This is a genomic window from Lactococcus sp. NH2-7C (genome assembly GCF_029953655.1).
Taxonomy (GTDB): Bacteria; Bacillota; Bacilli; order Lactobacillales; family Streptococcaceae; genus Lactococcus; species Lactococcus lactis.
The window spans coordinates 700,676-714,047 of the sequence record NZ_CP124538.1; the positions used below are offsets into that span (position 1 = coordinate 700,676).

The following is a 13,372-nucleotide window of genomic DNA, read 5'->3' on the forward strand; positions in this document are numbered from 1 at the left end:
GTCAGTAATTTTTCTCTATCATATTTTACAACTTTTGGAAAATTTTTGCAGGATTTGAAATTGTGCTATCCACACGAATTCTAATAATGAATTTTGTACCTTTAGGTTTATTATCTTCAACTGTAATTTTTCCATTGTAGGCTTCAACAATTTGTTTGGCCAGAGAAAGACCCAAACCTAAGCCACCTTTTTGACGTGTCCTTGCTTTATCTACTCGGAAGAAGCGGTCAAAGATTTTTTTCTTATCTTCATCAGAAATTCCTTCACCATTGTCAGCGACAGCAAAAACTAAGAAGCCTCCATTTTTTTGAACATCTACAGAAATTTCACCCTCATCACCCGTGTATTTAAGGGCATTATCAAATAAGATGGTTAGCAATTGTTTAATCAAGGCTTGGTCCAAATTAATCGTTCCATCTAATTTCAAATGGCCTGAAAACTTCTTACCTGCGTTTTCAGCAAGCATTTCATAGCTATTAAAAATATTCTCAAAATAAGTTGCCGTAGTCGCCTCTGGCTCAATTCTGATTCCAGAATCTCGACGGGCCAAGTTCAGTAAGTTACTTGTTAATAAACGCATATTGCGAACTTCTGATAAACTTTCAGAAATATTTTCTGATTCATCAATAATTGTTGCTGTCGGCTTTTGGAAAAGTAATTCTAGACGATTTTGCAAGATTGCCAGAGGTGTTCTCAATTCATGTGAGGCATTTTCGACAAATTCTTTTTGCTTTTCATAAGCTGCCAAAATAGGTTTTAATGTCCAGTTTGCAAGATAAAGACTGATAATTACTGACAGAAGCCAGAAAGTAATCATCGTTGTCACAATGACCCACATAGCACGGCTCATGGCATCTTGAATTTGGTCAACATTTGAAAAAATTTGTACATAAACTGGAGTTACGGTTCCATCAGTGTTTGTAATAATAAATTGTGATGTTGTCAGATAACGATAGTGCCAATTATCTCCATAAGGATTTTTTACAGAAACTGCTTGAATTTGATTAATTTGATTTTCATTGAATTTCATTACTTTTTGCAAACGACTCATCACGAAATTTGTATTAACACGACCATTAGTTTCAGATGATGGCATGAAACTTTTACCCTCTGAATCATAAAAAATTACACTATTATTAGGGCCGTAAATACCACTATCCTGTGAATCATTCACACCAAATTGATTATTAGCCGCTTCTTCCAAAAACACTCGATTTTGAGCCAAATTACGTAAATTTTGGTCGGTCGCTCGGTACATTCCCAATTGCATGACTTGAATAATAATTACGGCTAAAGCAACAAAAATGACTGTAAAAGCTAGAAAAAAATGAAGGAAGTTTTTCCCATCATTTTTTACAATAGCTGAAGATTTAACTTTTTTAATTATTTTCTTCAAAGTGGTCTCATTTCTAGATAGGTTTACTGACAGAACTCATCGAAGGAGTATATGAGTTACTTTTCGATTTTTCAATAAGCTGTCAGCAAAATTTTATCTCAGGATATAGCCAACATTTCGCAAGGTTGAAAGATTGTTGACAAATTCTGTATCTTTCAATTTTTTCCGAATCTTACTCATATAAACTTCAACAACTGTTACTGTTGTATCACTGTCATATCCCCAAATCCGGTCAAAAATTTGCTCTTTTGGCAAAATAACATTTTGATTTTGCATTAAATAAACGACTAAATCAAATTCTTTTCCGATTAAATCAACAGGTTGATCATCAACTAAAGTTGATTTATTTGATAAATTCAAACGAATATTTCCATAAGTTAAACCGTTTGAATCTTCTAATTTACCTGTCCGTTTCAAAAGTGCTTGAATACGTGCTTTTAGTTCATCCAAATAGAAAGGTTTTGTTAAATAATCATCTGCTCCAATGTCGAATCCGTGCATTTTATCATCCAAAGATTCCTTAGCAGTCATGATTAAAACTGGCGTATCTACATTTTGCTCGCGTAATTCCTTTAAGACTTCAAAACCATTCTTCTCTGGAAGCATTAAATCAAGCAAAATTAAATCATAGATCCCCAATTCTGCCTCGTAGAGTCCTTCAACTCCATCATAAACCTGTTTGACTTGCGCAAAAGATTTTAAGAAATCGTAAACAGATTTTGAGAGTGATAAATCATCCTCCACTAATAAAATTTTAATCATTGAATCCATCCCTTTTCACATTTTTTAGGGCTCATAATTTATAAATTATTTTTAGTTAAATTGCTTGAAAAGTCAATAAAACTGCGCCCATCCCTTTCTATTATTTTACACTATTATCATATTTTTGTCTTGTACTGGGCTTAACTCTATCTTAAGCAAAACTAAAAAAACTAGAACTTAAGTTCTAGCTTTTGTTGATTCTCTAATGATTAATTCAAAAGGAATAATTGATTTCTCTGGCAAATTCTCTTTCTTATCTCGCAAATCTAAGATTTTCTTAATTGCACTTGCCCCTAACTGTTCAATATGAATATCAAAAGTTGTTAAATAAGGATGAATCATTGCTCCAAAGATAGAATTGTTGTAAGTAATTAAACTCACATCTTCTGGAACATTTAAACCCTGGCTTCTTAGACGTTCCACAACTTTTAAAGACAAGACATCATCCATAACCACAAGAGCGGTTTCGTTTCGCAAGGAAAAATTAGCATCCATAAATAATAGGTCATGATTGAGTCCAAGTTTCTCGGCTTCATCTTTAAAACCCTGATAGCGTTCTTCAAAAACTTCTGTTTCTTTCGTATCAGTCACAAATGAAATATTTTGATGATTTAATTGTGCTAAATGACGAATAGCCTCGCGTCCAAGCAGCATATTATCATTATCCACATGGGTAATTTCATTTTTCCCTTCAGCTGGAGTTCCAACTAAAACAAAAGGAACTTTATTTTCTAATAAATAATCGCGAACTTCATCATTTTTTCCAGCGTAAAGCACAATAAATCCATCGACACGCTTTTCTGAATATTGAAGTTCAATCTGTTTTTTCAACTCTTTGGCTGAATGCCCCGTCGCAATAGCGATTGAAACATCGTAATCACGAGCTGTTTCATTGATTGAGGTCAATATTTTCATAAAGAAAGGTTGGCTAGCTTTGTCAGCTACTGGTGGAAAAACAACACCAATTGTATTTGTTTTTCCAGAAGCTAGAATCTGAGCCGCTGCATTCCTTCGATAACCTAATTCATGCATGGCTTTGCGAACTTTTACTTTTGTTTTATCCGAAATCTCTGAACTATCTTTAATGACTCGACTGACCGTTGAGGCATTAACACCAGCTTTTTTTGCAACATCTTTAATTGTAACTGCCATATTTTCACTTGAGACTAGCTAAACCCAGCTCAACTCAGCGCTCCTTTCTCTTTCTTTTATTTGATATTCTGAAATTTTATTTTGCCAAAATTTCGATTAATTTTCAACTATTTTTTAGATTTTTGATAAAAAAGTCATTTAAAGACATCAATTCACCTTGTTTTTGTAATATAAAAATCCCTTAACTCAATTTTTTCACCATAAATTTCAAGATTTAAGGCTTGCCCACGTAATAATTCAAGCTTTACTTCTTGATCAACAGAAATTTTTAATAAACGTCCACGATAGTTAATGTGGAAGGCATAACCCGTCCATGCTTCTGGTAAAAATGGTGCGAAACTCAATTGGCCGTCCCAAGTTTTCATTTGGGCAAAACCATGAACAATCGCCAACCATGAGCCAGTCATTGATGTGATGTGAAGTCCATCTTCTGTGTCGTTATTATAATTGTCTAAGTCAAGCCGAGCTGTTCTTCCATACATTTCAACAGCCTTGTCTTCCATGCCAAGCTCTGCTGCTAAAATCGCATGAATGGATGGAGAAAGTGAGCTTTCATGAACAGTTAATGGTTCATAAAAATCAAAATTTCGTTGTTTTTCGGCTAATGAAAATTGATTCCCGAAGAAATATATTCCTTGAAGTACATCTGCCTGCTTAATATATGGACTACGTAACACTCGATCCCAAGACCAATTTTGGTTCAATGGAAGATTTTTAGGGTCAAGTTGAGCCACTGGAGTCAAATCTTTATCTAAATAACCATCATGTTGAACAAAGATACCCAATTCTTCATCTTCTGGATAATACATTTTATCCACAATTTCTGACCAGTGAGCAATTTCAGCTCCTTCAATTAAATCTGGGCGTGGATATTTCGCTAAACTTTCAGCAGTATAAGTCAAAACCCAAGCTGCCAATTTATTAGTGTACCAATTGTTATTGATATTATTTTCATACTCATTTGGGCCTGTGACTCCATGAATCATGTATTTATCATTTCGTTTACTATAATGCACACGGTCTGCCCAAAAACGAGCAATTTCAATCAAAACTTCTAAGCCTTCATGAGCAAGATAAGTTTCATCTCCCGTGTAGTTGCTATAGTTATAAATCGCATAAGCCATTGCTCCATTACGGTGAATTTCTTCAAATGTAATTTCCCACTCATTATGACATTCAACACCTGTAAAAGTAACCATTGGATACAAAGCACCTTTAAGCCCTTGTTGACGGGCATTATGTTGTGCTTGTGGCAATTGATTATGACGATATTTTAAAAGATTCTTAGCAACTTTTTCATCAGAAAGCGCCAAGTATAATGGAACGGCATAGGCTTCTGTATCCCAATAAGTTGCTCCGCCATATTTTTCTCCAGTAAATCCTTTAGGGCCAATATTTAAACGTTCATCTTCGCCGTAGTATGTAGAGAAAAGTTGGAAAAGATTAAAGCGAATCCCTTGTTGAGCTTCTGCTGAACCGTCAATTTGTACATCAGCAATTTCCCAACGTTTTTTCCAGGCAATTTCTTGTTCTTTATAAAATTCATTATATGTTTTCTTAGAAATTTCAAGGGTCAAATTTGATAGCACCTTTGTTAAATTCGAGGGTTCAATATCACGACTTGTGACAACCAAAACATTTTTAATAAAGGTGAGTGGTACATTTTCCACTAATTTTGCTTCGTAAACATCTAAAACAGAACTTTCTCTTGTTTCTTGCTTAACTCGAGTAAAATCGCCTGCAAAGCTTTGTTTAGCGGCAACCGTAAATTGTTCAACTCCAAATGGATTAGGAATTGTTTCGGTGACTATAAATGAGCCCGTAGCTGTGTTATCAAGGTTTTTTACTGACCAAAATTTTTCATCGTAATTGGAATCTTCATTACGAACATTTGCATCAATGATTGAGGCTGTACGAATTTGGTGAATTTCACCATCTAAGCTTTCAAACATGAAAGCAAAGACTGCAAGCTCTTGTTGAGCAATTGAGAAAAATCTTTCGGCAGTCACACGTACTCCATAAGCTACATAAGTATAGGTGAGTACACCTTTTTGCATATCAAGCGACAGATTGAAATCAGTCACGTGACTTGCAGCTAAATCAACTTCTTTGTCATCAATAAAAACTCTGACAGAAGCAAAATTGAGAGCATTGATTGCTTTACCAAAATATTCAGGATAACCATTTTTCCACCAACCTACACGGGTTTTATCTGGAAACCAAACCCCTGCAATGTAAGTTCCTTGGTGACTGTCGCCACTATAAGTTTCACTAAAATTTCCGCGCATTCCCATGTAGCCATTCCCAATGGAAGTAAGCGATTCTTGCAAACGACGGTCTTCTTTTTCAATCTGATTTGATGTAATTTTCCAAGGGTCAATGCCCATAATTCTTTTGATTTGTTTCATAGTGTTATCTTGTTCTCACCTTCTATTTTTTATAAACCCGATATTCCCAGGCTGACAGAACCATTTTTTCTTGAAATTTTTGATTTGAACTGCCCAAGACTTGTTGATAATTAATGACAGAACTTTCAGCAGAGCTGTCAGTAAAATTGTCAATTTTTGTAAAATCTAAATGAGCTTTTTTATCAGCCAAATTGACAATAATTAAAAATTCTGCTCGTTCATAAACTAAAACTTGAGGATGTCTTTTAAAATGAAATTTAATTGAACCCTCTGAAATCGCTGGTTCTTGATGCCGTAATTCAATCAATTTTTTATAAAGTTCAATGAGTTCTTGATTAGCTTGACTATTAATAACAGAAAAATTTGGATTAATTTCCATCCAAGCTTGTCCACTTGTAAATCCTGCATTTTTAGAATTGTCCCACTGCATTGGTGTTCTTGAGTGCTCACGACTATTTTGGGTGACTTCTGCTAGTGCTTGATTTGCTGACAGTTCTGTCAGTAACATTTCATACTTCTTTTTAATCTCGTCAGCTCGCAATTGCTTTGCGTCAGTAAATGGAAAATTAGTCATTCCAAATTCCTGCCCTTGATATATGAAAGGCGTCCCTCTTAAGAGCATATAACTGACAGCCAACGCTTTAGCTGATTCTATTGAGCCATTGCCATAAGTATCAATACTTCTTGGTTGGTCATGATTTTCAAGATACAAAGCATTCCAACCTCGTTCAAGCAAATCTTCTTGCCAGCGCATAATGACTTTTTTATAGCCATAAATATCTCCTTGGCTGTTGTCAGTTGCTTTTCTAAGGTTATGCTCTAATTCAAAAATCATATTGATATAGCCAGATTCATCGGTCCAGTCGGGTGCTTGCTTGGAGCGAACCCCTGAAGCTTCCCCAACAGTCAAAGCACCATATTCATCAAAAATAGCTTTCAAATCTGACATATATGTTTCAATCCCAGCAACATTCATAAAGGGCACCCACGGGCCGTCCCCTTTCCAAGACTTAATTTTATAGTTCCATGGCATTTTTTGAATGTGTGAAATCGCGTCTAATCTGAAGCCATCTATTCCCAAATCTAACCACCAACGAATCATGTCATAAATTTCTTGCCGAACTTTGGGATTTTTCCAATTTAAATCAGGCTGCTCTTTGGCAAAAACGTGAAAATAAGCTTGTTTTGTTTTTTCATCATAAGCCCAAGTTGAACCACCAAAAAAGGAAATCCAATCATTTGGCATTTGGTTAGGGCTAGCGTCTTCCCACAAATAATAATCACGGTAAGGATTATCTTTTGATTTTTGACTTTCTAAAAACCAAGGATGTTGGTCTGATGTATGATTGACTACCAAATCCATGATGACTTTCAAGCCATTTTCATGCGCTTTATCTAGTAATTTTTTAAAATCTTCAAGTGAGCCAAACATTTCATCAATGACTTGATAATCAGAAATATCATAGCCCCCGTCAACTTGTGGACTCTTGTAAATTGGATTTATCCAGATAAAATCAATCCCCAATTCACGTAGATAAGGAATTTTTTCAATGATGCCATTGATGTCGCCAATGCCATCTCCATTGGTATCTTTGAAAGATTTTGGATAAATCTGATAACCTACCATCTTGTGAAAATCATTTGTTTTTATTTTTTTCATAGTTTTACATTTTCATTTTTAAAGTCCCTAAACTGAACTTATTTATTTTTTCAAAATAACGGTGCTATAAGCTGGAATTGTCAATTTTCCATCAGTTAATTTTGCTTGAGAACTACTGACAGAAAGTTGGTCAGTGATTTTTGTCCCAACAACGCTTTTTGGGAGTTTCATTGTCACATTTTCTGTATCGGAAAAATTATTGATAATAGTCAAATCCTTTCCATAATTAATGACAGACAAGCTCTCTTCACTGACAGAAATATTTTTCAATCTGTCAGTCGCAATTTCAGGATATTTTGCTTTGACCCGTAAAATTTTTTTGTACCAATTGAGCAGTGAGTTCGGATTGGCTTCTTGTTGAGCTACTGAGCCTCCGTCAGTTGTGGCAATTTCTGTCGCACCTGGCACAGAAATGTCTGCTTTGGGAGAATCTGTCCCGGCAGCATTCCAAGGCATTGGCAAACGTTTATTTTGGTCAATGCCAGAACCGGTCAGCCCCAATTCCTCACCGTAGTAAATAAATGGATTTCCCAGCATCAAAAGATAAGTTTGAGCAGCCATTTTCTGCATGGATAAAGAACTTAAAAGGGTTGCAGATCGGTCTGTGTCATGATTACTCAAGAAAGGAGCGTCAATGGCTTTCGGGTTATCCGCATGAATTTCTTGGTCCCATGCTTCAATTTGTTGACCAAATAAAGAGCCTTCACCTAAGACTAAAGCTGAATTAATTGGACTTGAACTCGATTGCAAAGCATTCGGAAAGTCAAATAATGAATCAATACCTGATGGATAAATATCATCAATTGCCGAAGCCGTTGAAAAAACTTCGCCCACTAAATAAGCTTTTGGATTTTGCTTTTTGACCGTGTCTGTCAGCCATTTGGTAAAGGCCGTCGTTTTTTTGTCATCATTTGAGAAATAAAAACCGACAGCGTCCAAACGAAAACCAGAAACACCTTTGTCTAACCAAAATTTCGTAATTTTTGCAATTTCTTTTTTGACCTCAGGATTGGCAAGATTGAGGTCTGGCATAGATTTATCAAACTCTGACTCATAGTATTTGCCGTTGCTGGCTAAACTATAACCCTCTTTAGCTGTATCTGACCAATTATAATAAGCCACATATTTTTTGTCGCCAGCTAGTGCTTTTTGAAACCAAACATTATCAGTCGCCGTGTGGTTAAATGGCATATCTAAAATCACAGCAATACCTCGTTTTTTAGCTTGAGCAATCAGATTTTCAAAATCAGCCATTGTCCCAAATTTAGGATTAATTTCTTCGTAATTAGTGACATCATAGCCATGATAACTAGGACTAGCAAAAATCGGTGTCATCCAAAGTCCTTGCACTTTCAAATCCGTTGTAGAATTGGATTTTCCAGTATTCAAGTAGTCTAAATGTTGCGTGACCCCATTTAAATCACCTTCGCCATCATGATTTGAATCGGCAAATGAACTCGTAAATATTTCATAAAAATTACGATACAAACTCCTATCAACCTTTTGGCTGACAGCCGCTTTTTTTACTGATGAATCTTTTGAATTTGCTTTTTGACAAGCACTTAAAGCACACGTCGCCAGTAAAGTTACTGACAGAAGTAAAAGCTTATTTTTCATAATATTCGTTCTCTTTTTCTTCCCAGTAAAGTCGGTCAGAATCAGTAATTTCGCGGAGAATTCGTGCTGGATTACCTACTGCAATCACATTTGCTGGCAAATTTTTTGTCACTACCGTTCCTGAACCCACAATTGTATTTTCGCCAATCGTAACGCCCGGATTAACAATTACTCCTGCACCGAGCCAAACTCGATTACCAATCGTAATCGCTTTTCCATATTCTAGTCCACGCTGTCGAACTCCGGCATCAATTGGATGAGAAGCCGTAATCAGACTGACGCGAGGTCCAAACATCACATCATCGCCAATCGTAATCGGTGCAACATCCAGAAAAATACAGTCCATATTGGCATAAAAGCGCTGACCAATTCTTGTTTTTTTACCATAGTCGATGTAAAGCGGTGGATTTACAAATAACTCATCACCAGTTTGACCAAAAAGTTCTTTTTCAAGTGCCACAATTTTTTCTGTATCAAGTAGATTGAGTTGGTTAATTTCTTGATTTAATGCTCGATTATTATCAGGTTTGTATTCTGGTTCAACTTTACTTGCTTTATAGAGTTCGCCAGCAACCCTTCTTTTAAATTCGCTCATTTTCACCTCACCCTTTTGCGCTTTAACTATTCCACTTCGCAAGCAAAGGCTTCCCAAGCTTTTAATTTAATCTGAGAAAGTTCAGGCAGGAAATTTTCATTGTGAATCAATAAGTCACGACAGACAAATCCTGTTTTAAATTGATTTTCTTCATCAGATAAATTGGCAACGACCAAATATTTCTTGCCCTTATAAGTCCGCAAATATGCAAAAACATCAGCCTCAGAATCAATCAACTTGAAGTCCCCATAAATGACCCAATCATGTTGTTTACGAAGTTCAATCAACTTTTGATAAGTATAAAAAACAGAATCAGGATCACTTATGGCTTGATCAGCATTAATTTCTTCATGATTAGGATTGACAGCGAGCCAAGGTTTTCCATCAGTAAAACCTGCATTTTCTCCAGCCGTCCATTGCATCGGTGTTCTTGCATTATCACGACCAACACGACGAATTGAATCCATGATTTCATTTTCAGAATGACCAGCAGCTAAGCGTTCAGCAAACATATTCCGTGACTCGATATCATTGACTTCTTCAATTGATTCAAAAGGATAATTCGTCATTCCAAGCTCTTCACCTTGATAAATATAAGGCGTTCCTTTCATCAAATGCAATAAAATCGCAAAAGCTTTAGCTGATTTCAAACGATATTTTCCATCATTTCCCCAATTTGAGACAATCCGTGGTAAATCATGATTATTCCAAAAAAGTGAATTCCAACCTTTTTCTAAAGCTTGCCATTTGGCTAAAATTTCTTTAAGTTTTGAAACTGAAAATTCCTTTTTATCCCATTTTTCGCCCTCATCAAGATAAGCATTTGTGATGTGTTCAAATTGGAAAACCATTGATAACTCTTGACGTTTAGGGTCAGAATAAAGTTCCGCAATCTCTGGTGTTGCTCCCCAAGTTTCACCCACAGTCAACAAATTTTTCTGACCAAAAGTTTCCTGATTCATTTCATGCAAATACTCATGTAATTTAGGCCCATTTCCTGTGATTTCTTGGTCAATTTCTTTCCCAATCAAATCAATCACATCCATGCGAAAACCGCCGATTCCCTTATCAATCCAGAAATTCATCATGTCATAAACTTCTTGATGAACCTGAGGATTTTCCCAGTTTAAGTCTGGCTGACGCTTGCTAAAAAGATGAAGGAAATATTGGCCCGATTTCTCATCAAATTCCCAAGCAGAACCAGAAAAGGTAGATTGCAAACCATTGGCTTCATCAGCCCAAATATAATAATCACGATAAGCATTATCTTTTGATTTTCTAGCTTCCACAAACCACTTATGTTCATCGGAAGTATGATTAACTACCAAATCCATAACAATTTGAATGTTTCGCTTTTTAGCTTCCATGAGCAATTCATCCATATCCGCCATCGTTCCAAAAACATCAGCAATTGCTTGATAATCAGAAATATCATAACCATTATCATCCATTGGCGATTGATAAACTGGACTCAACCAAATTGCACCAATCCCAAGTTTTTCAAGATAATCTAATTTAGAGATAATTCCTTGCAAATCACCAACACCATCACCATTAGCATCCATAAAAGAACGCGGATAAATCTGATAAACGACTGTTTTTTGCCACCAATTTTCTTTCATATTAACTACTCCATTAAGATGTGAGTTCATTCTCCTATTTTCCTAGGATATAGGAGAATGAACTCAATTAAAATTTTACTGACAGCTTTATAAGTTAATCCCGTCAGTAAAATACTCACTAAACCAAAGATTCTGTCAGCAATTTTTACTGACAAAACTATCAGCAAAGCCGATAGTTTCTTTATTTACCGATTCAATGACTCCCTCGGTTGCAGTGAACTGACAGAATCCGTTTTCTATTTATAGATTACAAAACCATATTGTAAAATATTATTTTGGTCAACCAAATTAGAGAAAACCACTTCATCAGCTGAAAAATAAGCCGGTTTTTCGCCAATATTGAAAATAGCTTTCAAAGTTCCACGTTCAAATTTCACAATGCCATTTTCTGAATCTACGATTTTCCATTCTACTTCTGAATCACTTAAAATTCCTTGATATTGTTTGCGTAAAGCAATCAGATTTTTAAAGAATTCAAACATCTCTAAATCTTGATCTTTTTCTTCCCAAGGCATCACCTTACGACACTCAGGGTCCATCCCACCTGTCACCGCATACTCATCCCCATAATAAATACAAGGCACACCTGGTTGCATGAAGGTGAACGTCTCAACCAATTTCATCAAATTTTTATTATTTTTTGCAACAGTCAAAATTCTGGGTGTATCATGAGAATCTAAAACATTAAACATCATTTGATTCACTTGCTTACGGTATAATGTCAGTTGCGTATTAATATTAGAAACCATTTGTTCCAAAGAAATCTTCTTTGTAATCAAACCATCTTTAATCGCATCGGTATAAGCATAGTTCATAACGGCAGAAAACTCATCGCCAACTAACCAAGGTTGTGCAGAATGCCAAACCTCACCTAAAATATAAAAATCATCTTTTGCCGCGTCACAAGTTGTGCGGAATTTTTTCCAGAAAGTGTGATCCACTTCATCCGCCACATCCAAACGCCAAGCATCAATATCAAACTCAGAAATCCAATAATCAGCTACTTTCAAAAGATAAGCTTCAACCTCTGGGTTAGCCGTATTCAGTTTTGGCATGTGTGGAGTAAAGGCAAAAGTATCATAAGTTGCATTCTCAGCATTTTCAAAATCATCAGTCGGAGTATAAGTTGCTGGCCAACTATTAACATGGAACCAATCCGCAAATTTTGATTTTTCTTGATTTTTCAATACATCTTGCCATTGAGCAGACGTATCTCCGATGTGATTAAAGACCGCATCTAACATGACTTTAATACCACGCGCATGTGCTTCTTTCACCAAAGTTTTAAACAATTCCTTATCCCCAAATTGCTTATCAATTTCCATATAATCTTCTGTATCATATTTATGATTAGAAAAAGCTTGGAAAATAGGAGTAAAGTATATGCCATTCACACCGAGTTCAGTCAAATGTTCCAAATGATCAATCACCCCTTGCAAATCTCCCCCATAAAAATCTTGACGGTCAGGAACATCTTGTGGATTCCAAGCTTTTGTTCCCTCAGGATCATTGCTCTTATCCCCATTGGCAAAACGTTCAGGGAAAATTTGATACCAAACCGTTTCTTTGACCCATTCAGGTGCTTTAAAACGATCACTTTCATGGAAATAAGGCAAACGGAAAGCCCCATATTTTTTAGTCACCAAGCTCTCATCATAATCAAACATTCCTTGGTCTGTGTAAACTACTTTTTCTCCATCCAAACCTGTAACGACAAATAAGTAATCTACTCGTTTCGTTGCAACAGTAATTTCGGCCTCAAAATAATCGCTAATATTAGTAGAAAGATACTTTTTCATCTCTACTTTTTGACTAGCCCAATACTGTGTTTCAGGGTTATCAAGCCCTTCCCACGAATAAGGATCGCCATAAAATAATTCGACTTTTTCCACATCAGATTTTTGTGTTTGCAGACGAACATGCATCAGATTCTTTGCATAAAGATAAGCAAATTCCGACTCAGGACGATGATAAATTGCAGCTTTGTTCATAATAGAACCTCCAAATTTTTTTGATGGCTGTACTGTCTTAAACTATTTTTAATTAATCTCAAGGACAGCGAAAAGCACCTTTTCCGTCGCTTTTCGATAGTGTCATTTCCACCACATCTGGAGAAGATAAATCTCACATTAATCATATTTTATCATAACGCTTTCATTG

The 13,372-nt window shown here is 35.8% G+C and carries 9 protein-coding genes; all 9 read right to left on the bottom strand.

Annotated features, from left to right (window positions below):
- Positions 1-25: 25 nt before the first annotated feature.
- Positions 26-1,396: a cell wall metabolism sensor histidine kinase WalK gene (locus tag QJV49_RS03335; RefSeq protein ID WP_225512009.1), complete on the bottom strand. Its 1,371-nt coding sequence runs from the start codon at positions 1,394-1,396 to the stop codon at positions 26-28.
- A gap of 93 nt (positions 1,397-1,489) precedes the next feature.
- Complete coding sequence (locus QJV49_RS03340; RefSeq protein WP_021722129.1) at positions 1,490-2,158, bottom strand: response regulator transcription factor; 669 nt, start codon at positions 2,156-2,158, stop codon at positions 1,490-1,492.
- Positions 2,159-2,335: 177 nt separating this feature from the next.
- Positions 2,336-3,310: a LacI family DNA-binding transcriptional regulator gene (locus tag QJV49_RS03345; protein ID WP_225512008.1), complete on the bottom strand. Its 975-nt coding sequence runs from the start codon at positions 3,308-3,310 to the stop codon at positions 2,336-2,338.
- A gap of 152 nt (positions 3,311-3,462) precedes the next feature.
- A complete protein-coding gene (locus tag QJV49_RS03350; RefSeq protein ID WP_225512007.1) occupies positions 3,463-5,718 on the bottom strand; it encodes a glycoside hydrolase family 65 protein in 2,256 nt (751 codons plus the stop codon).
- A gap of 22 nt (positions 5,719-5,740) precedes the next feature.
- Entirely contained in the window at positions 5,741-7,378 is a 1,638-nt protein-coding gene (locus QJV49_RS03355; protein ID WP_225512006.1) for an alpha-glucosidase, read from the bottom strand.
- Positions 7,379-7,420: 42 nt separating this feature from the next.
- A complete protein-coding gene (locus tag QJV49_RS03360) occupies positions 7,421-8,995 on the bottom strand; it encodes an alpha-amylase family glycosyl hydrolase (RefSeq protein WP_225512005.1) in 1,575 nt (524 codons plus the stop codon).
- Positions 8,985-9,590: a sugar O-acetyltransferase gene (locus QJV49_RS03365; RefSeq protein ID WP_225512004.1), complete on the bottom strand. Its 606-nt coding sequence runs from the start codon at positions 9,588-9,590 to the stop codon at positions 8,985-8,987. Before QJV49_RS03365 ends, QJV49_RS03360 begins: the two co-directional genes overlap by 11 nt.
- Before the next feature lie 26 nt (positions 9,591-9,616).
- Positions 9,617-11,212, bottom strand: coding sequence for an alpha-glucosidase (locus tag QJV49_RS03370; protein ID WP_225512111.1), 1,596 nt, complete (start codon positions 11,210-11,212; stop codon positions 9,617-9,619).
- Positions 11,213-11,448: 236 nt separating this feature from the next.
- Positions 11,449-13,203, bottom strand: a complete 1,755-nt coding sequence (locus QJV49_RS03375) for a glycoside hydrolase family 13 protein (protein WP_225512003.1) — start codon at positions 13,201-13,203, stop codon at positions 11,449-11,451.
- Between the last annotated feature and the right edge of the window lie 169 nt (positions 13,204-13,372).